Source organism: Streptomyces sp. NPDC003034 (genome assembly GCF_053591375.1).
The window spans coordinates 167,229-190,249 of sequence record NZ_JBSFTS010000007.1; the positions used below are offsets into that span (position 1 = coordinate 167,229).

The 23,021-nt window shown below is 72.1% G+C and carries 16 protein-coding genes and 1 tRNA gene; 12 read left to right on the forward strand and 5 right to left on the reverse strand.

Translation table 11 applies throughout. From position 1 onward, the window contains the following. Window positions 1-33: 33 nt before the first annotated feature. From ACWDX7_RS11190 to ACWDX7_RS11205, 4 genes are read left to right on the forward strand one after another with little or no spacing between them, the layout of a single operon-like run. On the forward strand, window positions 34-717 hold the full coding sequence (locus tag ACWDX7_RS11190; RefSeq protein WP_451490192.1) for a formylglycine-generating enzyme family protein: 684 nt from the start codon (window positions 34-36) through the stop codon (window positions 715-717). Window positions 718-728: 11 nt separating this feature from the next. After that, on the forward strand, window positions 729-1,478 hold the full coding sequence (locus ACWDX7_RS11195) for a hypothetical protein (RefSeq protein WP_451490193.1): 750 nt from the start codon (window positions 729-731) through the stop codon (window positions 1,476-1,478). Window positions 1,479-1,521: 43 nt separating this feature from the next. Further along, complete coding sequence (locus tag ACWDX7_RS11200) at window positions 1,522-3,669, forward strand: glycoside hydrolase family 36 protein (protein WP_451490194.1); 2,148 nt, start codon at window positions 1,522-1,524, stop codon at window positions 3,667-3,669. Then, window positions 3,666-5,840: a family 78 glycoside hydrolase catalytic domain gene (locus tag ACWDX7_RS11205; RefSeq protein ID WP_451490195.1), complete on the forward strand. Its 2,175-nt coding sequence runs from the start codon at window positions 3,666-3,668 to the stop codon at window positions 5,838-5,840. Before ACWDX7_RS11200 ends, ACWDX7_RS11205 begins: the two co-directional genes overlap by 4 nt. A gap of 9 nt (window positions 5,841-5,849) precedes the next feature. Here the strand turns inward: ACWDX7_RS11205 and ACWDX7_RS11210 are convergent, their stop codons facing one another. After that, window positions 5,850-6,014, reverse strand: coding sequence for a hypothetical protein (locus ACWDX7_RS11210; RefSeq protein WP_451490196.1), 165 nt, complete (start codon window positions 6,012-6,014; stop codon window positions 5,850-5,852). A 70-nt stretch (window positions 6,015-6,084) separates the two neighbouring features. Between ACWDX7_RS11210 and ACWDX7_RS11215 the strand changes: the two genes are divergently transcribed. Further along, on the forward strand, window positions 6,085-6,783 hold the full coding sequence (locus tag ACWDX7_RS11215) for a helix-turn-helix transcriptional regulator (protein ID WP_451490197.1): 699 nt from the start codon (window positions 6,085-6,087) through the stop codon (window positions 6,781-6,783). 195 nt (window positions 6,784-6,978) lie between these two features. Here the strand turns inward: ACWDX7_RS11215 and ACWDX7_RS11220 are convergent, their stop codons facing one another. Further along, window positions 6,979-7,740, reverse strand: a complete 762-nt coding sequence (locus tag ACWDX7_RS11220; RefSeq protein WP_451490198.1) for a phytanoyl-CoA dioxygenase family protein — start codon at window positions 7,738-7,740, stop codon at window positions 6,979-6,981. Window positions 7,741-7,853: 113 nt separating this feature from the next. On the opposite strand from ACWDX7_RS11220, the gene ACWDX7_RS11225 reads away from it, so the two are divergent. Further along, window positions 7,854-8,756: an AraC family transcriptional regulator gene (locus ACWDX7_RS11225; RefSeq protein WP_451490199.1), complete on the forward strand. Its 903-nt coding sequence runs from the start codon at window positions 7,854-7,856 to the stop codon at window positions 8,754-8,756. Window positions 8,757-8,798: 42 nt separating this feature from the next. On the opposite strand, the gene ACWDX7_RS11230 is transcribed toward ACWDX7_RS11225, so the two are convergent. Next, window positions 8,799-11,981 (reverse strand): family 78 glycoside hydrolase catalytic domain, encoded by a 3,183-nt coding sequence (locus ACWDX7_RS11230; RefSeq protein ID WP_451490200.1) that lies wholly within the window; start codon window positions 11,979-11,981, stop codon window positions 8,799-8,801. Window positions 11,982-12,332: 351 nt separating this feature from the next. Here ACWDX7_RS11230 and ACWDX7_RS11235 point away from each other — a divergent pair, with 351 nt between their 5' ends. Next, a complete protein-coding gene (locus ACWDX7_RS11235; RefSeq protein WP_451490201.1) occupies window positions 12,333-13,310 on the forward strand; it encodes a phytanoyl-CoA dioxygenase family protein in 978 nt (325 codons plus the stop codon). A gap of 252 nt (window positions 13,311-13,562) precedes the next feature. Beyond that, window positions 13,563-15,638, forward strand: coding sequence for a CehA/McbA family metallohydrolase (locus ACWDX7_RS11240; protein WP_451490202.1), 2,076 nt, complete (start codon window positions 13,563-13,565; stop codon window positions 15,636-15,638). 84 nt (window positions 15,639-15,722) lie between these two features. Here ACWDX7_RS11240 and ACWDX7_RS11245 read toward each other — a convergent pair. Then, window positions 15,723-15,797: transfer RNA gene (locus ACWDX7_RS11245), tRNA-Pro, on the reverse strand. 345 nt (window positions 15,798-16,142) lie between these two features. Between ACWDX7_RS11245 and panD the strand changes: the two genes are divergently transcribed. Beyond that, window positions 16,143-16,562: an aspartate 1-decarboxylase gene (gene panD, locus ACWDX7_RS11250; protein WP_451490203.1), complete on the forward strand. Its 420-nt coding sequence runs from the start codon at window positions 16,143-16,145 to the stop codon at window positions 16,560-16,562. A 386-nt stretch (window positions 16,563-16,948) separates the two neighbouring features. On the opposite strand, the gene gndA is transcribed toward panD, so the two are convergent. Beyond that, complete coding sequence (gene gndA / locus ACWDX7_RS11255; RefSeq protein ID WP_451490204.1) at window positions 16,949-18,394, reverse strand: NADP-dependent phosphogluconate dehydrogenase; 1,446 nt, start codon at window positions 18,392-18,394, stop codon at window positions 16,949-16,951. A gap of 196 nt (window positions 18,395-18,590) precedes the next feature. On the opposite strand from gndA, the gene ACWDX7_RS11260 reads away from it, so the two are divergent. The 3 genes from ACWDX7_RS11260 to ACWDX7_RS11270 all read left to right on the forward strand — a co-directional run bounded on the left by ACWDX7_RS11260 (window position 18,591) and on the right by ACWDX7_RS11270 (window position 22,845). Then, entirely contained in the window at window positions 18,591-20,003 is a 1,413-nt protein-coding gene (locus ACWDX7_RS11260; protein WP_451490205.1) for a transglycosylase family protein, read from the forward strand. Window positions 20,004-20,488: 485 nt separating this feature from the next. After that, window positions 20,489-21,952 (forward strand): SDR family NAD(P)-dependent oxidoreductase, encoded by a 1,464-nt coding sequence (locus ACWDX7_RS11265; protein ID WP_451490206.1) that lies wholly within the window; start codon window positions 20,489-20,491, stop codon window positions 21,950-21,952. 716 nt (window positions 21,953-22,668) lie between these two features. Then, window positions 22,669-22,845 (forward strand): hypothetical protein, encoded by a 177-nt coding sequence (locus ACWDX7_RS11270; protein WP_451490230.1) that lies wholly within the window; start codon window positions 22,669-22,671, stop codon window positions 22,843-22,845. The last annotated feature ends 176 nt before the right edge of the window (window positions 22,846-23,021 follow it).

Sequence of the window (23,021 nt, forward strand, 5' to 3'; positions counted from 1 at the left end):
AACCCTGTGGGTCACCGTACGAGGAGGAGCACTGTGCCGAGCAGCAAGTTGGAGCTGGATCTGGTCCCCATCCCGCCGGGAACCGCGCAGACCGGGACGCTGAGCACGCAGGTCGAGGCTTTGGCCGAGCGTTTCGCAGTGCACCCGTCCTGGTTCGACGGCGAACTGCCCGCCGCCCGGGTCGAGCTGCCCGCGTACGACATCGGCCGCACGCCCGTCACCAACGAGCAGTGGGCGTTCTTCGTCGCCGACGGCGGCGGCGCGGCACCCGACTGGTGGCAAGGCCCCACCCCGCCGGAGGACTCGGCCGACCACCCCGTCACGCACGTCAACTTGCACGACGCCCAGGCCTTCGCCACCTGGGCCGGTGTGCGCCTGCCGTCGGCGGCGGAATGGGAGCGCGCCGCGCGGGCCGACGAACACCGCGTCTTTCCTTGGGGTGACGAGATGGAGCCGTCGCACGCCCACTACGACGCCGATCGGACCGCCCCGGTGGGATCGCTGCCGGCCGGAGCCAGCCCGTTCGGCGTCCTGGACCTGTCCGGCAACGTCGCCGAGTGGACCGCCGACCAACCCGACCCCGCGACCGCGGTCGTCAAGGGCGGCAGCTGGGTGACGACGTTGCCGGCCAACCTGCGGGTGGCCGCGGTCGGGCAGTCGGGCTGGGCGCTGAACCGCACGGACTACATCGGCTTCCGCGTCGCGCGAAACCGCTGAGGAGTGAAACGATGAAGTTCGAGCCCATCGCGGGGACCATGAGCGCCTGGCTGAGCGAGGTACCCGCCTTTCCCGGTGCCCGCTTCTCGCTCGCTTTTCCGGAGGCCATCGGCGACGCCGCATCCGCCGTCTGGTACACGACGCTGGTGCCGCAGTGGCAGCGGCAGGAGGCCCGTATGTGGCGGGCCACCGGACGCCGACCCGGCGAGCTGGCCTACGAGATGAGGGTCGACCTGTCCTTGGACGACGCCGTCGTGGTGTCGTACACCCTCGAGAACGAGAGCGACCGCCACTGGGAGAACGCACTGGCCTTCAACTGCCTGTCCTGCGGCGGCGCCCGGGACGTCAGGGACCACGACTGCGAACGGCACTTCACCGGCATCGCCGGCGAACCCGTGCCCCTGCTCTCCGTGCCGCGCCGGCACAGCACCCGGCCCACCGTGCAGTTCTACTCGACCGCCGGCGCGCCCCCCGCGACGGACCTGCCGTTCGTCTCCGCCTTCCACGCCACGCCCGATGTCGTCCTCGACCCGTGGGTGGCGGTGTGCAGCCGCGACGGCAGCCGGACCGTCGCCACCGTCGGCCGTCCGGCGGCGTTCCTGTTCCACAACAGGGAGTACTCCTGCATCCACGCGGCCAGCGGCTTCGGGGCCATCGCGCCGGGAGGGTCCGCCACCGCGGGCAACGACATGTTCTTCCTCGACGCGCCGCTGGCCGACGCGCTGACCCGCATTCGCTCCTCGATGGAGGTGGGGGTATGAGACTCCCGGTGACGGGCCGCGGCGCCACCCCGGGGCGGCGGCCGTGACGCGCCCCGAGCTCGACGTCGACGGGTCGCTCCTGCTGCTCAGTACCGCAGGCGTGGTGCACGCGGTCGACATCGCCGGTACGGCGCGGCAGGTCGCGTTCGGCCCGGGCCACCGGCTCGGCGCCGAGGAACTCAAGCAGCTGCGCGGCGGTCGGCTCGGCGCCGAGGTCGAGCTGCAACTGGCCGGGGACGACCGCCCGCTCCCTCAGCACGGCACCCGGTGGACGGGCTGCGGCAGCACAGAGAGCACCACGGTCCAAAGCCACCGGGCCGAACGGCTGGGGGACGGTGGCCTGCACGTGGTGCTCAGCTCCTCGGGCGACCAGGGTCTGGAGATGGACCTGCACTTCCTGGCGAGGCCGGGTTCCTCCTGCCTGACCCGCTGGACAAGCGTCCGCGCGACCGAGGTGCCGCTGACCGTCGACCACGTCAGCAGCGGAATGCTGCGCGGCCTGGCGGCGCACGGCGACTTCGACGCCCTGTGGCTGCACACCTACGACGGTGGCTGGTGCTGGGAGGGGACCCTGCGGTCGCGGCCGGTGACGGACATCGGGCTGTACCCGGAGTCCTGTATCAACGCCTGGTCGGTGGAGACGACCGGTTCCTGGTCGTCGAAGCACGTGCTGCCGTTCTACATGCTGGAGGACCGCGCGGCGGGCATCTCGTACGGCATGCAGGTCGACGCCGCCGCCAGCTGGCGCATGGAGGTCGGCGCCGACTCCGGCACCGTCTACACGCAGGCCGGCGGCCCCGACTACGCCGGTGGGCACTGGCGCCATGTGCTGGGCACGGGGAAGCAGTTGGACACGGTGCCGGTCGTGGTCGGTGCCGTGGAGGGTGACCGCGCGGAGGTGGTCGACGCCTTTCACCGGCACCGCTGGCTGCACCAGGCACCGCGGGAACCGCGGCGCGGTGTCGTCTACAACGAGTACCACGCGACGATGAACACCCTCGACGCCTCCACCGTCGCGTCCCAGGCGGCCGCGCTGACCGGCACGGGCGTCGAGACCTTCGTCCTGGACGCCGGGTGGTACTCACCGCAGACGCCCGAGGGGGAGATCGCCACCTGGTGGACCCTGGCGGGGGACTGGACGCACGACGAGAGCCGTTTCCCCGCGGGCATGAAAGCCCTGGCGGGAGACCTGAGCGACGCCGGGCTCGTACCGGGCATCTGGCTCGAACCCGAGGTCGCCGGGGTCGCCTCGCGCCTCGTGGCCGAGCACCCGGACTGGCTGCTGCAGCGCGACGGCCGGCCGCTGCTCGACGCGGGCCGGGCGTTCCTCGATCTGCGGCAGCCACAGGTCCGCGACCACCTGGCCGGGGTGCTGGACGGGCTCGTCGAGCACGGCTACGCGTACTTCAAGTTCGACTACAACACCGAGGTCGTACCGGGACCGGATGCGCCGCCGCACGGACCGGGGCAAGGCGCGCTGGAGCTTGCCGCGGGCTGGCAGGCGGTGCTCGACGGGCTGCGCGCCCGGCATCCGCACGTCGTACTGGAGAACTGCGCGAGCGGCGGTGGGCGTACGAGCTACGGCCTGCTGTCGCGCACGCATCTCGGCAGCGTCAGCGATCACGGCCACTGGATCGGTGGCTGGCGCAGCTTCCCCAACGTGTTGCGTGCGGTGCTGGACGTACTGCACCCCTCGCAGGCCGTCAGCTGGGCCGTGCTCCAGCCGGACCTGAGCCTCGCCGAGACGCGATACCGACTGGTCGCAGGGCTGCTCGGGCGCATGACCCTGAGTGGGCCCGTGGACCGCCTCGGCGAGGACCAACGGGCGCTGATGGTCGAGGCGGTGGCCTTCGCGAACGCCTCGGCCGACCTGCTCGCGAAGGCGTCGGTGCGCCGGCACGGCCCCCAGCAGCCGCCGCATCGCACCGAGGCGCTGACGGCTCTGGAGGTCTTCTCCCCGGCCGGCTGCCTGCTCGGGGTGTGGCGGCAGGACACCGAGGACGACCGGTTGCGGGTGCGCCCGCACGGGCTGCGCGAAGGACAGCGCTACCACGTCCGGACCTTCCCGGCGGGAGCGGCACCGCGGGAACTGGTGGGAGGCAGTGAGCTCACGCTCCACCTACCCGACCGGTTCGACGCCGTCGCCGTCGCCGTGCGGCCTGTCGACACGAACTGCCGGGAGGCGACATGACGCACCTGTGGACCAATGGCGCGCCTGAGATCGACGCGCACGTCGGCATCCGCGCGGTGGTCGACCTGCCGGAGCAGCGCCCTCTCGTCGTGCGCTTCTCCGCTTCGTGGTGGGCGGTGCTGCACGTCGACGGCGAGCCCGTCGCCGAAGGACCGCCACGCGCCCCCGCCGACCGCCCGGAGCACGTGGAGATGGCGCTCCACCTCGCTCCCGGTCCGCACGTGTTGGCGTTCCACATCGTGCACCCGGGCGTGCCGACCGAACAGGCAGCGGTCGTGGCGCCGCACCTGTGGGTCGAGGTCGAGGGACACCCAGGCCTCGACTGGCGGGCAGCGCCGCTGCGGGCGTTCCGGCCGGGGGTCCGCCGCGTCAACGACAACCTCGGTTTCGTCGAGTGGTGCGACATGCGCGAGCTGCCGGCGTGGACAGGCCCCGCCGCCGTCGACACGTGGGCGCCCGCCGTAACGGTGCCCGGCCTGCCGGTCCCCGCTCCCGACACGGGCCCAGCGGTGTCCCTCACGCCCCTCACCGCCGTACGGGTGGCGCAGGGGGAGTGTGCCGAGCGCCTGCTGCTTCCCGAGGACGACCCGGCCGCCATGGTGTTCGCCCGGCAGTTGGCGCCGGACGGGCAGGTGCCCGCGCAGGGGGTGTGGGCGCGCTTCGACCTCGGCCGCGTCCGGCTCGGGCGCCCGAGTGTCGAGATCAGCGCGCCCCCGGGCGCCACCGTCGATCTGCTCTACAGCGAGGACCTCGTCGATGGCCGGGTCACGCCCTGGATCTCGATGAGCAACGGCCTGTCGGCGAACCTCGACCATTACGTCGCCGCCGGCGGGCAGCAGCGGCTGGGGCCGGTGACTCCCCGCGCCGGGCGCTGGGTCGAGGTGCACGTGCTGGCCGAGGCCTCGCCGGTCCATATCGGGGCGTTGCGCTTCGACGAGCGCAGCAGCGCCCCCGCCGACCCGGTCGGCAGCCTGGCGACCGGCTCTCCCCGGCTCGATCGCATCTGGCAGGTCGGCGTCGACACGCTGCGGGCCTGCTCCGAGGACGCCCTGGTCGACTGCCCGGTCCGCGAGCGCGGCCAGTGGCTGGGCGATGCCGTGGTCGGCATGGAGATCGCCGCCGTCTCGCACGGGGATCTGCGGATCGTGGAGCGCTCGCTGCGGATGGCGGCCGGCTGCGCCGATGACGACGGGTTCGTGGCCGGTCAGGGGCCCGGCGCCGTCCGGCACCTCGCGTCGTACTCCGCGCTGTGGCCGGGGGCGGTGCTGCGGCATGCCGCGCTCGCCGGCAGCCGCAAGCTGCTCAGCGAGCTGGCACCGGCCGCGGCATGCAACGCCGCGGCGTTCTGCGCCCGCCTCGGCCCCAAGGGGATCGAGGGGCCTCTGCCGTGGCCGTTCGTGGACTGGGGCGCCGCCGACGACGGCCTGTCGATCTCGCTGCTGGCCCTCGACGGACTGGACGCCTCAGTCCGCTGGCTGCGCGAGGTGGGACACAGCGCCACCGCGGCCGTCGACGAGGCCGCCGCGGCGCTGCGCGAGACGCTGACCCGTCGTACGTCCGCCGAACCGCTCGGCTACCACGCGGCGTCCCTGGCGCTGCGCGCCGGAGTCCTGCCGTCGAGCGCCGAGCCGGCCGCCGTGCAGCTGGTGCTCGACCACCTCGACTCCTGCTTCCCCCTCGACGCCACCGGACCACGGCTGTCCAGCCACCTCGCCACGGGCGAGCGCTTCGTGACGCCGTACTTCCTGCACTTCTCGCTCATCGAGCTGGCCCGTCGTGGCCGGGCGCATGAGGTGCTCGAACGGATCGAGGAGCTCTACGGCTGGCTGCTCGACCAGGGAGCCACGACATGGTGGGAGAACTTCGACCCCCGGTGGAGCCGGTGCCACCAGTGGTCCGGGACCCCGACGTGGCTGCTGTCGCGGATGCTGCTCGGACTCTGGGTGGAGCCCGACGGCGGGCTGCGCCTTGAGTTGCTCGCCGGCGAGCGGACGGGGGCGTCCGGTCGGCTGCCGCTTCCCGGCGGGGGAACGGTGGAGGTGTCGTGGCGGCGGGACGACAAGGCGATACGCTGGTCGGCTCGTCCCACCGGACATGTGGAGCTGCGCCAGGGCGATCTCGTGCACACGCTGGAGCCCGGCGCGCAGCTGAACCTCGTCCTGCCGATGTGACGCTCCGTCTCACAAGTCCGCGGCTCCGTGCGCGTGGGCGATGACATCGGAGGCACGGGTGCCGGACCGTCCGCTCATGGTCAGTGGGGCGCCGTTGCCGGTCGTGAGCCAGGCGAACATGTACCAGTTCCAGCCCGGCCGGCGGCTGCGGCACGCGCGGGTCGAGTCACGCATGGTCCTCCTGTGCCGTAGAGGAGGCGGCCAGGTCTGGGTCAACGGACAGCGACATGTGATGAGGGCCGGAGTGCTTCTCATCCTGCCGTGGGGGCGGTCGATCCGGTATGCCGCCGACGTGCTGGACCCGTTCCTGCTCGTCGGCGTGCATCTCATCCCCGAGCACGATCCCGGGCACCGGGTGGTGGCCGATGTTCCGCACGACCGCGACCACCCGCTCACGGGATGCGGGTGGCGGCGCGACGGCACTGTCCTTTCCGGCGGCTCGGTCGTGGTCTCCTCCGCCGAGGAACGCCCGCGGTTGGTGGATGTCTCCTTGTACGCGGTCGAGGTGTTCCGGCGGGGCGTGCCGGACGAGGGGCTGATGGGGGCGCTCGGGACGCTGGTCCTCCATGAGCTGTCGGAGCCGCTCGGAGCGGCCGGGCCCTTGTACGGGGCGCTCGTCCCCGACGATCTGCGCCGCGTGCTGCAGTACGTCGACCAGGAGCTGCACCATCAGCTCACGATCGGCGAGCTGGCCGGCGTGGCGGGCTGTGGCGTCGCGACGCTCACGCGCCGGTTCCGCAGGCACCTCGACACCTCGCCGATGGGCTGGGTCGCCGCACGGCGGATCGCCCGGGCACAGGAGCTGCTGCGCACGACCGGCCTCACGGTCGGCCAGGTCGCCCGGCGGTGCGGCGTGGCCGACCCGTACTACTTCTCCCGCTTGTTCAGGCAGCACGTCGGTCAGTCACCACGGGAGTGGCGAAGCGCCCAGCACGTCCTGTGACCGGCTGCGGACTCCGGAGCCTTCCACCACCCACGGCCGAGCCCGCGGCCGAGACGCAATGCGCGACGGCGCAGGCTCGGTCGAGGTCGTGTCGGTCCAGTGGGCCGGCGGCAGGGCCGGTGACCGGGAGGGCACGGATGCTTCAGCGGGCAAAGCGCGGGAAGGGGGGCGCCTCAACAGGACGGCGCTTCACGGTCATTCGGACGGGGACCCCGCAGCGGCCGATGTCAGCGGAGGGAACAGGTCGCCGTCGAGGCGGTCGCCGGGCAGGAGGCCGACGCCGTCCGTGACCGGGTGCGGACGGCCGTCGTAGACCGTGTCCGCGTCCATATAGATCACGACGTGCGCGAGCCGTGCCGCGTCCGTTCGGTTGGGCAGGGCCATGTGCCCGGTGTAGCTGTTGTGGAAGGTGATGTCCCCCGCGCGCAGCGGGACGGTGACCCGCTCGCTCCACCGCAGTTCGGGGTCGATCTCGAACAAGTCGCCCTCCTTGTGCAGGTCCTGGGGCCGCAGCCCCGTGTGGGTGTGGGAGCCGGGCAGGAAGGTCATGCAGCCGCGCTCGGCCGGTACGTCGACCAGCGCGACCCAGGCGGACAGCGCGTGCCGGCAGGTCCGGTGCGGCCAGTACGGGTGGTCCTGGTGGAACTCGGTCGCGGTCTCGTGGTGCGGCGGCTTGACGAGCACCTGGTCGTGCCACAGACGCAGGGGCACACCGGCCAGCTGATGCGCCAGCGCCGAGAGCTTCGGGTGCAGGGTGAGCGCGCGCAACGCCGCGCTTGTGCGCCAGACGTTGACGTACTGCCTGAAGGCCCGCATCTCCGGGCCGGTCGACGATGCACCGGGCAGTTCGGCGGCGGCGCGGGCGTAGCCGGCGGCCTCGGCCGCCGAGAGGACTCCGGGCACGCGCACGAAACCGTGCCGCCGGTAGTGCGCCACGCCCTCTTCGGAAAGCTCCATCGTGCTCCTCAACCTCATCGGCCCCAGCAGGGTCTCAGCGATACCCCTCATGCTGGTCGCCCCGGTGGAAGCGGGGCTAGCCAACGACTCGCACGAGGTAGCACGATACTGATGTGCCGTACCAAGTCACCCTGTTCGACGGCCTGTTGCATGGCACGGGCCTGTTCCCCGCCCGGGTTCCGGTGCACACTGGCCGGCACCGGCTGACCGGCAGCGTGCCCGGACACAGCCACGACTTCTTGGAGATCGCCCTCGTCGTCTCCGGGCGGGGGCGGCATCTGACCGCGGCCGGGGGCCGGCCGCTCGCCGCAGGGGACGTCATCGTGCTCCGGCCGGGGCCTTGGCACAGCTACGTGGACTGTACCGGTCTCACTGTGGTCAACTGCTGCTTCGCGGCCGAGCTGCTCCGCGCCGACCTCGCCTGGATCCGCACCGAACCTGCCGTCAACCACCTGCTGTGGGGCGGGCCGAGCGCGCCGGGCAACGCCGGGGTCTTCGGCTTCCGGCTCGATGCGGAACACCACACGCGGTGCCTGTCGCTCCTCGGCGAACTGGCCGCGGCGGCCGGGCACGACGGCCCGGTCCACAGAATCGGTGTCCTCGGCCGCCTCGCGGTCTTCCTCGACGCTCTCGCCGCGGCGGCACCACAGGCACCCGCCGCGACCGCCCGGGCGGACGCACCCTCGGCCCACCCGCTCGTACTCGGCGCCGTACGGCTGCTGGAGTCCGATCTCGCACGGGCCTGGACCCCGGCCCGGCTCGCCGCCGAACTGGCGGTCAGCACGGGCCATCTCACCCGGATGTTCACCAGCCACATCGGGCTCCCGCCTATGGCCTACCTCGCCCGCGCGCGGGCGGAGAGCGCGGCGGCGCTGCTGCGGGGCACCACACGGCCCGTGGCGCGCGTCGGTGCCGCGGTCGGCTGGCCCGACCCGAACTACTTCTCCCGCCGGTTCCGGACGCACTACGGACTCAGCCCGACCGCCTACCGCGCGGCGGGAGATGACGCGGGATGACGGGATGAGACGCGCGCTACGGTGCCGGGGCCGTCGCGACGCTCACCGAGCGAGTTGTCCGGTACTGAACAGGTGACGGCCCGACCCGGCGGCGAAGACCGCGCAGCCGTCGTCCATCCGCAGGAACTCGGTGTCGCCGGCACTGACATCCGCGGCGACACGGGCGGGGACCCACACCTCGGCGGCGGTGCCCACCGGCAGGCCGAGACGGAGAGTGAAGCCGCCGCCGCCCGACTCCCAGCGGGTGGTGACCGGGCCGTAGAGCGCGTCGAAGCGGGCGCGCGCCGCCGTCACCGCACCGCCGGGGCGGGGGCGGACGACCAGGCGCCGGAAGCCGGGCGCGGTGGGCGCGATGCCGGCGATGGTGGCGTACATCCACGCGCCGACCGCGCCGTAGGCGTAGTGGTTGAAGGAGTTCATCCCCGCGTCCTGGAAGCCGCCGTCCTCCCTTACGGAGTCCCAGTGCTCCCACATGGTGGTGGCGCCGCGGGCGATCTGGTAGCCCCAGCCGGGGAACGACTCCTGGAGCAGCACCCGGTACGCCACCTCCGTGCGCCCCGCGGCAGTGAGGGCCCCGAGCAACCGCGGCGTGCCGAGGAAGCCCGTCGACAGGTGCCCGTCCCGCGCCTCGATCAGCTCCACCAGGCGGTCCGCGGCCCGGCCACGGTCCGGCTCCGGCAACAGATCCATGGACAGGGCGAGTACGTACGCGGTCTGGGTGTCGCCCGTGATACGGGCGCCGTCCTGTGAGACATAGGCCGCGCAAAAGGCGCCGCGGACGGCGGCGGAGAGCTTCTCGTAGGGGACTGGGTCGTCACCGAGAGCCCGCGCCATGCGGGCAACGAGGTGGGCGCTGTGGGCGAAGAAGGCGGTGGCGAGGACGTCCTTGGGCGTCTCGTCGCGAAGGTTGAGCCAGTCACCGTAGCCCGTGGCGGGACGCAGGTAGCCGTCGCTGTGCTGGTGCAGGTAGTCCAGCCAGCGCTTGGCCGGCTCCCATGCCTCCTTGAGGACCCGGGTGTCCCCGTACGCCTGGTACAGCGCCCACGGCACGGAGACGCCGGCATCGCCCCAGCCCGCCGTGCCCGCGCCCGACATGCCGATCTGCGGCGCCACATCGGGGAACGCGCCGTCCGCCCGCTGGGCGTCGTACAGGTCCCGCAGCCACTTGGTGAGGAAGCGCGCCGACCCCATGACGTAGGCCGCGGTGGGGGCGAAGACGCCGATGTCCCCGGACCAGCCGAGCCGCTCGTCGCGGGCCGGGGTGTCGGTGGGGACGGACAGGAAGTTTCCGCGCTGTCCCCAGGTGATGTTGGAGTGCAGCTGGTTGAGCATCGGTACGTCGGTCTCGAAGTCCATGGTGAACGGGGCCGAAGTGTGCATGACCCGGCCGGTCACCGCGTCCAGGGGCGGCACCCCGGGGTAGCCGGTCACCTCTACGTAGCGGAAGCCGTGGAACGTGAAGCGCGGCTGGTAGACCTCCACCGAGCCGCCTTTGAGGGTGTAGGTGTCGGTGGCCCGGGCCGACCGCAGGTTGGCGGTGTGGAGCGTGCCGTCCGGGTTGAGTGCCTCCGCGTGGCGCAGCCGCACCACCGTGCCCGCCGCGCCGGAGACCTTCAACCGCACCGAACCGACCATGTTCTGGCCCAGATCGAAGACGAAGACCCCTGGGGCGACTTCGGTGACCTGCCGGGCGGGGAGCTCGCCCGCCACCCGGACCGGGGCATCGGCCTGGGCCACGATCGCGGGTGGTGTGGTGACCGCCGCAGATTCCACCGGCTGCCATCCGGAGTCGTCGAAGCCGGGCTGTGTCCAGCCGTCCGTCTCCCGCCGGGCGTCGTAGTCCTCGCCCCCGATCAGGTCGGCGGAGACCAGCGGGCCCGCCGCCGCCCGCCACGCCTGGTCCGACACGATCCGCTCGGTTGAGCCGTCGGTATACGTCACATCCAACTGCGCGAGCAACGAAGGGCGTTCGCCGTAGTGGCGCCGGCCGAAGGAGGCGATGGTCCCCGCGTACCAGCCGTCCGCCAGGTGGAAGCCGAGCGTGTTGGCCGCGCCCCCGCGCAGCAAGTCGGCGACGTCGTAGGTCTGGTACTGCACCCGCTTGCGGTAGTCGGTCCAGCCCGGGGCCAGCTCGTCGGCGCCGACGCGGCGGCCGTTGAGGTGCGCCTCGTACAGGCCGAGGGCGGTGGCATACAGACGCGCGCGGGCGATCTGTTTCGCGGGGAGGCGGAACTCGCGTCGCAGCTGGAAGGCGGGGGATGCGGCGGGGGCCACCGCCCCTCGCGGGGCCTTGCCCCAGGGGGCCCACTCGTCGGCGGCCGCCCAGGCGCTGTCGTCGAAGTCGGGGCCTGACCAGTCACCCGCAGGTTCGCTACCGATGGTCTTCCACGTACGGCATGTCCGCACGTGGCGTACTGCGTCGGCGGTGGTGAACTGCAGCACTCCGAGGAGGCCCGCCTCCCCGGATCCGGTGCTGCTCGTGTCGACGCGGACTGCTACGGCGGTGCGTCCCGGCCGCAGCTGGGCGGTGACCTCGGCCACGGCTGGACGGCGCCAGTTCTCCGCGGTGGGATCGGCGACCGTGTGCAGGACCTGGGTGCCGCCGACGTAGGCGGTCAGGCCGCCGTCGGCGGCCAGCACCAGACAGGCCCGGCGGACACCTGCCGGCACCTCGACGACGACGCGGAACCAGCGGATCGCGGCTGAGGCCCCGGTCTGTGCCAGGCCCCGCGCGCTGCCGTCCGCCAGGCGTAGCCACTGGGCCCCTCCCAGGGGCGGCACCCCCGGCAGCGGGGCCGCTGCTGCCGCGTTCACGAGGGCCGCTGGGGCGCCGATCCAGCGGCCGGTCCAGTCCGAGCCGTCCATGAGTCCGGTCTCCCACCAGGAGGGCTCGCTCCATTCGCTTGCCACGCCGTCCGTGTCCCAGACCCGCACCGACCAGTGGTATCGGGTGCGGGGGACAAGCGCGGGACCGGCGTAGGGAACCAGCACCGACTGGTCGGATCGCACCCGAGAACTGTCCCAGATGTCAGGGGCGTTGACCTTGTCGGCGCTGGTCGCGACGTGTATCTGGTAGGCGCCCTGCGCCTGATCCGGTCGGTCGGAGAGCAGCTGCCAGCTCAGCCGCGGCCGTTCCGTATCGAGCCCGAGAGGGCATTTGGCATACTCGACGGTGGGCTTGACGACGTGCAGAACCCCCACGGGAGTGCCCCTCTCGGACGACATCGCCGACAGCACGGATGATGAATCGTTTCAGGCACGCTAGGAGGGCCCGCTGCGACGCGTCAACCCCGGCGGGCCCCGAAGTCCTCAAGCGGAGGCGTGTCCAGAAAGCCGTCACGGCAACGGAGTTGTCGCGACCGGAGCCTCCTCGGTCGGAGCCGGCAGGTGTTGCGGTGAAGCGAGGCTGAGGACGCCTGTGACCTTCGGAGCTGCGGCCTACCGACCGGCGCGTCACGCTCGGGGCGGCCGGTGAGCTGTGGCGCGGCCCAGAGTCGAGAGCGCTGATCAGATCGTCCATGAACGGAGCGTTTTCCACATGGCGCGGCGAGAAGGCGAGTTCCTAGCCTGGGCGCCATGAGTGAAACCATGCCTTCGGTTCTGGTGAAGGTCCAAGCCGCTGATCTGACGCCATTCGAGGAATCCACCGAACTTCGCGACTACCCCCACGAGTTGCGAGCCCGAGCCGAGCGCGACGGGTATCTGTTCTTCCGTGGACTGCTCGATCCGGAGCCGATTCTGCAGTTACGCTCCAAAGTCCTCGACATACTGTCGGAGCATGGTCTACGGGCACCGGATGCCGATCCGCGCGACGGGAAACTGGATCTCGCCCGGCTTGACCAGCTGCCCGCCGACCAGATGCGGGTCGATATCGGCGTCACCGCGGAGCTCTATGCCGCCATGCAGAGGCTGCCCGAGCTGCATCGGCTGCCGCACCAGCCGGCGCTCCTGGACCTCTATCGCAAGCTCTTCGGCACCGACGACGTGTTCGTCCATCCGCGTCACATCATGCGCGCCATGACGGCGCACCCGTCGACGGGCGCGACGCCACCCCATCAGGACTTCCCGCTCGTTCAGGGCAGTACCGAAACGTGGACCTGCTGGTTTCCCGTCGGGGACTGCGGTCTTGCGAGCGGTCCGCTCGTCATCCTGCGTGATTCCCACCGGCAGGGCCGCCTGCCGGTGGGAACCGGGGACGGTGACGGCTACTGGACCAACTGGGGTGCGCAGCTGTGCGCGCATGAGACCAACTGGGTCGGCGGCGATTTCGCCGTGGGCGACGTGGTGACATTTCCCAGCCTCACGGTCCATCAGTCGTTGCCCGCAGTGGTCCGCGACGAGGTCCGCATCTCCATGGACGTCCGCTACCAGCGCGCCGACGACGTGATCGAAGCCCGCTCCCTGACGAACCATGCGGAGCGTTCCTGGGACGAGATCTACCAGGGGTGGTCAAGCGAGAACGCGGACTTGATGCACTACTGGAACCCGGATCGGCTTTCGTACGTCCCGTGGGACGAATCGCTCCTGGAGCCGGGCACCCGCAGAATTTGCTGACCAACGGCTCTGGTCGAAGGGTTGGTTGGCCGCTCCGTCCGGCTGTTGCCCGGAGTCGCTCCCCGCGCCTTCGCGGTTGCCCGAGCCGGTGCTGGAGGTGCAGGGGCCGGAGGGCTGGGACGCGGGAAGCCCTCCGCCTCGTACGCGGGCCGCCATCCGCCGACGCAGAGGCCGCTCAACAGGCCGGTCCTCGCGGGGACATCATCGAGTTGCCGTGATCTCACCGGTCACGCTCGGCAGAGAGGGACCGCCATGTGCTGCGACGACGAGCTGCCCCCCGCGGCCGGCGAGGCGCTGGCGCGCTACCGCGCGCTGCTGGCCGCATCTCCGCTGGACTGGGGGGCCGAGGCGCCCGACGTCATGCTGGACGTCCTTGATCTGGCCCGCCGCTGGGGTGTGCCGGCGCTCGGCCCGGTCCTCGCCGCCATGGGGGAGGACCGGCGCGTCGACCGCGCCGCCGCTCTCCGGCTGCTGGTGACCGCGGACGCGCCGCTGCCTCCCGGTGCCGTCGCCGTCGACGTCCTGACCGGGACCGTGCGGTACGGCGAACCGCTGCACGTGCTTGACGGCTCCCGCGGCCCCGCGACCTGGTGCCCCGGAGGTGTGCTGGTGGTCGTCGTGAACGACACGCCCCATGCGGTCGATGTCAGGGGCGCGGCCGGTGCGTGGACGGTGGCAGCCGGTGCGGTCGGCCGGATGGAGCTGGAGCCGGGGCTCGCGTCGCTGCGCGCCGGTACGGTGACGGTCGACCTGTCGCCCGCCGTGCGCCGCGTGCCTCCGGCCGTGCTGGAGCTCTCGGCCACCACGCCCGTCCGATGGAGCGTCGTCGACGCGGCGGGGCAGCCGTGGGCGCCCACCGGAGGCCGGCTGAAGTACGACGTCCACGACCGGCCGTTCTTCCACGCGCAGGAAGCGACGCTCGAGGTGCCGGCCGGCGTGGTGCGGATTACGGCGGCGCGGGGTGCGCAGTACACCTCGGTCTCGGAGCGGGCCGAGCTGCACGCCGGCGGCACGACACGGCTGCACCTGGAGCCGGAGCGCTGGTGGGACGGCGACGGCGGCGGCTGGACCGGCGCGGACCTGCACGTGCACGCGAACTACTCGGGTGACCAGGTGGTCTCGCTGCATGACGCGGTCCTCATGCAGCAGGGCGAGGGGCTGGACCTGATGGGACTGGTCGCCGGCAACTGGCACGGCGACGAGATCTACGACCAGGCGCTCGTGGAGAGCCGGCTGGGCCGTCCGCTGCGGCACGAGCACGGCACGACAGCCTTCGGGGTCGAGTTCCGCAACGACCTGCTGGGCCACTTCCACGCCACGGGCGGGCACACCTCACCCGCTCGCTGGGCGACGGGGCACGAGGGCAGCTCGCACCCCTGGGACTGGCCCGCGAACGCGGAGACGGCGGCCGAGCTGCGGGCGGGAGGCGCGGCCATCGGCTACTGCCACCCCGTGGTCCGCCCGTTCCCCCCGGATGCCGAGTCGGCGCCGGATCACCTCTTCGACTGGGTGATCCGGTCGGTGGAGGCGCGGGAGCTGGTGGTGGACGCCGCGCTTGGCCTGGTCGACAGCATCGACCTGCTGTTCTCGGTCGACCCATCCGGCCCGGCCGAGCTCTGGTACCGCCTACTGGGCTGCGGGCTGCGGCTCGCGCCGACGGCCGGGACCGACGCCTTCCTGTCCTTCAGCCGGGCCGGTGCCTTCTCCGGCCCGCCGGGCTCCGGGCGGGTCTACGCATGGACCGGGGGCGACCACGACCCGGAGGCGTTCAGCCGCGCTCTGCGCAGCGGTCCCGTCGTCGTCACGAACGGTCCTTGGGTCCGGCTGCGGGTGGACGGACAGGACGAGGGCAGCCGGATCGACGGCGCGGCCGGGCGGAGCGTTCACCTGTCGGCAGCCGCGTACGGACCCCAGGCACGCCTGCTTGAAGTGGTCGCGGCAGGCGGGCGTGTGCTCGGCTGCGCCGAAGGCGACGGGCCGCTCGCGGTGTCGCTCGACCTGGAGGTGCGGGAGCCGACCTGGGTGGCGGCGCGCTGTACGGGCGGAGCGCACCCCGACGTGCTGGCCGAGCGGGCGTGGTCGCACACCGGTGCCACGTGGCTGGACGTGGACGCAGCCGGCGTACGCCGCCAGCCAGACCTGGCCTTCTGCCGCCGGTGGCTCGACCTGCTGGCGGACTTCGTGCAGAAGCACGGCCGGTTCCACGACGACCAGCAGCGGATCGACTTGCTCGCCGCTGTCGACGCCGCCCGCCCCTTCTACGCCGCCGGTCCCGAGGTCGCGAGCCAGGTGACCGCTGCGCCGATCGACCTGCGCGACTGGCCTTGACCTCAGCATTCGGCGAAGAGGGAGGCCGTGCCCCCGGAAATGTTCAGAAGGGCCCCGAAGGCCCCTCTGAACTGCTTCTCACCGTCGGGACCACATGATTTGAACCTGCGCCCCCTTGACCCCCCAGCCAAGTGCGCTACCAAGCTGCGCCACGTCCCGATGCGCGGGATTTCCGGCGCTCACGTCCCGGTCGGCGGCTTGAGAAAGCACGGCTTGGCTACCGGCGATCCGTCTCACCACGAGACGCCGCCGTGACAGCCATCACGGCGAGCCTTCGCGGTGCGTTGCGTAGGCTGGCGACGTCGTCGCGGTAGGGGAGTGGATGGGGCGGCCCAGCCCTCCCGATCCGATCTGACGATGTGTCAGAGAAGTCGGCGAGTGGTCAGCATGAGTTTCCCGAGAACCTGGGGAACGCTGACCGGGCATGCGACTCGTTGTAAGGTAGGGAAACCGCCCTTGACCTGCAAAAACGCAGGCAGGGAGCCTATGTCCAGGAGTACCTCGATGATGCGTACCATGTTCAAGTCCAAGATCCATCGGGCCACGGTGACCCAGGCTGACCTGCACTACGTCGGCTCCGTGACCGTTGACGCCGATCTGCTCGACGCGGCGGATCTGCTGCCCGGGGAACTCGTTCACATCGTGGACATCACCAACGGTGCCCGCCTGGAGACGTACGTCATCGAGGGTGAGCGCGGGTCCGGGGTGATCGGGATCAACGGGGCCGCCGCGCACCTCGTGCACCCCGGCGATCTGGTGATCCTCATCAGCTACGCGCAGATCGAGGACGCCGAGGCCCGGGGGTTCAAGCCCCGAGTCGTGCATGTCGACGCGGCTAACCGGATCGTCGAACTGGGGGCGGATCCGTCCGCCCCGGTGCCGGGAACCGACCAGGAGCGCAGCCCCCACGCCGTGGCCCGCTGAGGGCGAGCCGGGGCCCCGGGCCGCCGTGCGCCGAGGGGCGTGCGGGCCGGTACGCGGCGGGTGTGTACCGGCCCGCATGGCGGGAAGGCGACGCGTATGGTGCGAAACGTTGTACGCAAGTCGGAGCAGACGCAGCCCCCGGTCCCCGAGCCCGACCCGGTGCCTCCGCCGCCCGGTCCCGGGCCGTTTCCGGATCCCGAGCCCATTCCGCGGCCGGTGCCCCCGCCCGTGCCCGGGCCGGTCCCCGAGCCCGACCCGGTGCCCCCGCCGCCCGGGCCCGCGCCGATTCCGCAGCCCGGACCCCTGACCTGAGCCGCTGACGCCGCCACGCCACCTGCTGGGCCGAGCCGCCCGGCAGGTCAGCGGTGGGCCAGCGGAGTCGGGCGTCAGTTCGCGGGGACCTCGGAGCGGTCGCCGCTCCAGAGGGTGTGGAAGGAGCCCTCGCGGTCGGTGCGCCGGTAGGTGTGCGCGCCGAAGAAGTCGCGCTGGCCCTGGGTCAGAGCCGCGGGCAGCCGCTCCGCCCGCAGTGCGTCGTAGTACGCCAGCGAGGCCGCGAAGGCGGGCACCGGGATGCCCTGGCGGACGGCCGCCACCAGTACGGCCCGCCAGCCGTCCTGAGCGGCCCCGATCTCCTCGGCGAAGCGCGCGTCGGCCAGCAGGCTCGGCAAGCCGGGCTGCGCGTCGTAGGCGGCGCGGATCCGGTCCAGGAACGCCGCCCGGATGATGCAGCCGCCGCGCCACAGCGAGGCCACCGCGCCCAGGTCCACACCCCAGCCGTACTCCTCGCTGCCGGCCTGGATCTGGTGGAAGCCCTGCGTGTACGAGACGATCTTCGAGGCGTACAGCGCCTCCTCCACCTGGGCCGCGAAGGCGTCCGCCTCCTGCGGCGAGAGTGCCGCGGCCGACGGCCCCGCAAGCCCGCGGGCGGCCGCGCGCAGCTCGCCGTGGCCCGAGACCGCGCGGGCGAAGACGGCCTCCGCGATCCCCGACACCGGCACCCCGAGGTCCAGCGCGATCTGGACGGTCCAGCGGCCGGTGCCCTTCTGCTCCGCGGCGTCGGCGACGACGTCGACGTACGGGCGGCCGGTCGCGGCGTCCGTGTGCGCGAGCACCTCCGCGGTGATCTCGATCAGGTACGAGTCCAGGCGCCCCCGGTTCCAGGCCCGGAAGGTCTCCGCGATCTTCGCGGGGGAGTAGCCGGCCACCTCGCGCAGCAGGTGATAGGCCTCGGCGATGAGCTGCATATCGGCGTACTCGATGCCGTTGTGCACCATCTTGACGAAGTGCCCGGCGCCGTCAGGGCCCACGTGCGAGGTGCACGGCGTGCCGTCGGCGGCCTTCGCGGAGATCTTCTCCAGCAGCGGGCCGAGGGACGCGTACGACTCCTCCGAGCCGCCGGGCATGATGCTCGGGCCGAGCAGTGCGCCCTCCTCGCCACCGGAGATGCCGACGCCAACGAAGTGGATGCCCTGCTCGCGCAGTTCCTTCTCGCGACGCCGGGTGTCCTCGAAGTGGGCGTTGCCGCCGTCGATGATGACGTCGCCCTCCTCCAGCAGCGGGGCGAACTCCCTGATCACCGCATCGGTCGCCTCTCCCGCCTTCACCATGATGACGAGTCGGCGCGGGCGCTCCAGCGCGTCGACGAACTCCTTTGCGGAGGTGGCCGCCACGAAGGCGCCCTCGTGCCCGAACTCCTCCACCAGTGCCGTGGTCTTCGCGGCGGTGCGGTTGTGGACGGCCACGGTGAAGCCGTTGCGGGCGAAGTTCCGGGCGAGGTTGCTGCCCATCACCGCGAGCCCGGTGACGCCGATCTGGGCTGTGCTGGTGCTCATGCGTGCGCTCCTGCGTGCTTCGGTGTGCGGGACCGCCGACGCTACCCCGACGCGCTCGCCCATCGGTCGTCCGCCGGTCGAGACAATGTCAATTTCCGGCCGGACGCGCCGCGTTGCGCCCGGGTGCGCCCCTTGTCCCGCCCTGGGCGTGACGTTAGGTTGTGCGGTTCCTGATGTCTTCAACGGGGGCACTCCCATGGGTGTACGGGGCCGGCACCGCCGGTATCAGCCGAGCAGTATCAACCGGGCGTCGCTCGCCGTCACCGCCGGTGGCGCGGGGATCGCGCTGCCTCTCCTCGGTGCCACGGGCGCCCACGCCGCGTCCGTGGACACGTGGAACAAGGTCGCCGCGTGCGAGTCCACCAGCAACTGGCACATCAACACCGGCAACGGCTATTACGGCGGCCTCCAATTCAGCCAGAGCACCTGGCGGGCCTTCGGCGGAACCGCTTACGCGGCCCGCGCGGACCTGGCGACCAGGGACCAGCAGATCGCGGTCGCCGAGAAGGTGCTGAAGGGGCAGGGCCCGCAGGCCTGGCCGAGCTGCAGGAAGCAGTCCGGGCTCAGCCGCGGCGGTGCGGCCCCGGTGGCCGCCCCGGCCGGGGCCGCTCACCAGAAGCAGGCGGGCGCGGCCCAGGTGCAGCCGCAGCAGACGAAGCAGCCCCAAGAGACGAAGCAGCCCCACCAGACACAGCAGCCCCACCAGACACAGCAGCAGACGCACCAGACGCAGCAGCAGCCCCGCACGGCCGGGGCGCCCGCGGCGACCGGGGCCCCGGTCCTGCCGAACCCGTACGTCGTCGCCCCCGGCGATTCCCTCTCGGCGATCGCCACGGACCAGCGCGTCGAGGGCGGCTGGCAGGCGCTGTACGAGACCAATCGCGCCATCGTGGGCCGCGATCCGGACCTGATCTTCCCCGGGCAGCGGCTCACGCTGCGCATCACCGCCGCGCCGCCCGCGCAGGCTCCGGAGAAGGCGCCGCGGACCGCCCCGCAGGCACCTCCCGGCGGCGCCCCGGGGACCGCGAAGCCCGCGAAGCCCGCGGCGGACAAGCCGGCGGATCAGCCCGCGGACAAGCAGGCCGGGAAGCAGACCCAGCAGCCCGCGGAAAAGCCGACTGAGAAACCGGTGCGGAAGCCGGTGCAGGCACCGGCCGAGAAGCCCGCCGCCCAGCCGCCCTCAGCGAAGGACCAGGCGGCCTCGGGCGGATTCTTCGCACCCGTCGACGCCGCCCTCGGCACCGCGTACCGCGTCGCCGGTTCCTCGTGGTCCAGCGGCTACCACACCGGCATCGACTTCCCCGTGGCGACCGGTACCTCCGTCAAGTCCGTCGGTCCCGGCCAGGTCGTCTCCGCCGGCTGGGCCGGTGCGTACGGCTACCAGGTCGTCATCCGGCACACCGACGGGCGCCACTCCCAGTACGCCCACCTGTCGGCGGTCGGCGTCAAGGCCGGACAGCAGGTCGTGGGGGGCCAGCGCATAGGCCGTTCCGGCTCGACCGGCAACAGCTCCGGCCCGCACCTGCACTTCGAGATGCGCACCGGACCCGGCTACGGCTCCGACATCGACCCCCTGAAGTACCTCCGGAGCCACGGAGTGCGCATCTGACCCCCGTACGTGCGGCGGCACGGCCGTGAGCAGGATCAGACCGGCCGCCGCCAGCGCGGCGCTCGCCGGGGCCCCGTCGTGCCCGCGGCCGTACGAAGACGGCCGCCATCGGCAAGGCGAAGACGATGGTGAGCGCGCCCAGCGGCTGCACGAGGCTCAGTGGTCGGTAGCCAGCGCGACCACGTGCAGCAGCGCACCGATGCCGTTTGCCTCACCCGCCTGCGCTATTCCTCCGCCCACAGGTGGTCACGGGCCATACTCCGGGCGTAGTACGGGACCACTCGCCCAGCCGCTTCCCCCGGCAGCGGGATGCGCCGCGCGCGCCGGGGGCAGCAGCGCACCGTGACGGCGGCCTCGCGATCCGTGAGGCGGACCGGATCGGTTTGGTTCCGGGCGCGTGGGATCCGTACAGTTTCCCTTTTGAGGACTTCCAGGACTTCCGCAGCAGGCGGATGCGGACGAACGATCAAGGAACGGCAGCGGCCATGACGGTGACCGAAGACAACCTCTCGTACGGGCCGGGCATCGACCCCGAGCGGCTGGCTCTCTGCCTGAGCGTGCTCGACGAGCTCGACAAGCTCGACGTCGACCACCCGGACGCCGTCACCGTACGCCGTGCCACGGCCGGCCTCTACCGCACGGTCAAGCAGCGCCGCCGCCAGGAGCGCCGCGCGGCCAAGACCGCCAACGACAAGGCCGTCACCGAGGCGACCGCCACCGGCTCCGCCGAGCGCATCGACGACGAGACCCAGGGCAACGCCCTGACCGCCGCCGCCAAGGGCCCGATCGCCGGGATTCTCCAGCGTCCCCGCTCGTGCTACGTCTGCAAGACCCGCTACGTCGAGGTCGACGCCTTCTACCACCAGCTGTGCCAGGACTGCGCCGCCTTCAACCACGCGCGCCGCGACGCCCGCACCGACCTGACCGGCCGCCGCGCCCTGCTCACCGGCGGCCGCGCCAAGATCGGCATGTACATCGCGCTGCGGCTGCTGCGCGACGGTGCGCACACCACCATCACCACGCGTTTCCCCAAGGACGCCATCCGCCGCTTCAAGGCCATGCCCGACAGCTCCGAGTGGCTGCACCGGCTGAAGGTCGTCGGCATCGACCTGCGCGACCCGGCCCAAGTCGTGGCGCTGGCCGACTCGGTGGCGGCCGAGGGCCCGCTCGACATCCTGATCAACAACGCCGCGCAGACCGTACGCCGCTCCCCGGCCGCCTACAGCGAGCTCGTCGCCGCCGAGAGCGCCCCGCTCCCCGCCGGTGAACTGCCCACCGCCGAGGTCATCGGCACCTTCGGCAGCGGCGCCGTCGACCGTGTCGCGGCCCTGCCCACCGGCAAGGGCGAGAAGCTCAGCGCCCAGGACATCACCGAGCTGGCGCTGGTCTCCGGTTCCGCCTCGCTGGAGCGGATCGCGGCCGGCACGGCCATCGACGCGGGCGGCCTGGTCCCGGACCTGCACGACACCAACAGCTGGATCCAGACGGTGTCCGAGGTGGACCCGATCGAGCTCCTCGAAGTGCAGCTGTGCAACTCCACCGCGCCGTTCATCCTGATCAGCAGGCTCCGTCCGGCGATGGCCGCTGCCGCCGCCGAGCGCCGGTACGTGGTCAACGTCTCCGCGATGGAAGGCGTCTTCAGCCGTGGCTACAAGGGTGCGGGCCACCCCCACACCAACATGGCCAAGGCCGCGCTGAACATGCTGACGCGCACCAGCGCGCAGGAGATGTTCCAGAAGGACCAGATCCTGATGACCGCCGTCGACACCGGCTGGATCACCGACGAGCGCCCCCACCCCGACAAGATGCGCCTGGCCGAGGAGGGCTTCCACGCCCCGCTCGACCTGGTGGACGGCGCGGCCCGAGTCTACGACCCGATCGTGCGCGGCGAAGCGGGCGAGGACCTCTACGGCGTCTTCCTGAAGGACTACGCCCCCGCCAACTGGTAAGCCCCACGCCCCGCCCCGGACAGCCTCCGGTCGCCCCCTCCAGTCGCCCCCTCCGGTCACGCCGGAGGGGGCGACTGCGTTCGTACGGCCCGCCCCCTTCCCGCCCCTTCCCCGGCGGCACCCCGCCGTCGCATAGGCCCCGGCGCGCGTCGTCCGTCCGGCCCAAGGCCGGAGCCCCCCCCGCACCAGTCCGGCGCCGCCCGCGCCGTCACCCGGACGGAGCAAGTGACCACGGTCCGGCACCACGCCTCCCACCTGCGGTTCCTTGGCGGAGGGAAGGTCGGTGGCGGCGTGGCGCGGAGGGTCCGGAGACCCTAATGGCGCAGGTCGGCGGCGTGCCCGCCGCGTCCGGGCGTGTCGCGCGCCCCCTCGGCGGGGCGAGGAGCGCTTCCCCCGGCTGCTGGATACGTTTTGATCTCCGGTACCCCGGAACTCGGCGCGGCCGCTCGCTCCGCCGTCCGTACAGCGGTGTCGAGTTGACCGTCCGCCGCGGACACAGGTCCACGACTTCCTGAACTCGCGGTCAAAACCAACAAACGGCGTGGATTTTGCCCAACCATCGAGCGGGGGTGCGCTCATATGTGTACTCTGAGGGGCATCAAGAAGGCCCCTATCCGGGCCACGCTCCACCATGGCGCCACCGCGTCCGGAAACCCTTTCATCCCTGCCCGGCGCGCGGTTCGCCTGCCGGGTTACGCGACACGAAGGAGTGCGCGGTGACAGAAATGACCAAGCCCGAGAAGAAGATCGTGCTGGAGCGTACGGGCTGGCGGGCCAGCCCCCGTAAGGACGAGCTCGGAAACCTTGAGGTCTGGGCCAGGTCCGCCCCCATCCGGCTCGCCGGGTACGAGGACGATCTGGCCGAAGCGCACATCCTGCCCGGAATCGACTAGAGCCGCCGGGTCAGGCCCCGGCCCGAGCCCCGGCCACGGCCCCAGCCTCGCCACGTGCCCTCAGCGCCCACCCGCGCCGGGGGCGCTGGCATGCCAAGAGGGGCTCCGCCGACCGGAGTTCCCGTTCCGCTACGCCCTGAGCGTCATCGCTGTCGGCGATCATGACTACCGCGGTC

What these genes read in the sequence shown, in the direction of transcription:
- panD (WP_451490203.1), top strand. Translation starts at nt 16,143, where the DNA reads ATGATGCGTACCATGTTCAAGTCCAAGATCCATCGGGCCACGGTGACC.
- ACWDX7_RS11205 (WP_451490195.1), top strand. Translation starts at nt 3,666, where the DNA reads ATGACGCACCTGTGGACCAATGGCGCGCCTGAGATCGACGCGCACGTC.
- ACWDX7_RS11260 (WP_451490205.1), top strand. Translation starts at nt 18,591, where the DNA reads ATGGGTGTACGGGGCCGGCACCGCCGGTATCAGCCGAGCAGTATCAAC.
- ACWDX7_RS11265 (WP_451490206.1), top strand. Translation starts at nt 20,489, where the DNA reads ATGACGGTGACCGAAGACAACCTCTCGTACGGGCCGGGCATCGACCCC.
- ACWDX7_RS11220 (WP_451490198.1), bottom strand. Translation starts at nt 7,740, where the DNA reads ATGGAGCTTTCCGAAGAGGGCGTGGCGCACTACCGGCGGCACGGTTTC.
- ACWDX7_RS11230 (WP_451490200.1), bottom strand. Translation starts at nt 11,981, where the DNA reads ATGTCGTCCGAGAGGGGCACTCCCGTGGGGGTTCTGCACGTCGTCAAG.
- gndA (WP_451490204.1), bottom strand. Translation starts at nt 18,394, where the DNA reads ATGAGCACCAGCACAGCCCAGATCGGCGTCACCGGGCTCGCGGTGATG.
- ACWDX7_RS11210 (WP_451490196.1), bottom strand. Translation starts at nt 6,014, where the DNA reads ATGCGTGACTCGACCCGCGCGTGCCGCAGCCGCCGGCCGGGCTGGAAC.
- ACWDX7_RS11195 (WP_451490193.1), top strand. Translation starts at nt 729, where the DNA reads ATGAAGTTCGAGCCCATCGCGGGGACCATGAGCGCCTGGCTGAGCGAG.
- ACWDX7_RS11235 (WP_451490201.1), top strand. Translation starts at nt 12,333, where the DNA reads ATGAGTGAAACCATGCCTTCGGTTCTGGTGAAGGTCCAAGCCGCTGAT.
- ACWDX7_RS11240 (WP_451490202.1), top strand. Translation starts at nt 13,563, where the DNA reads ATGTGCTGCGACGACGAGCTGCCCCCCGCGGCCGGCGAGGCGCTGGCG.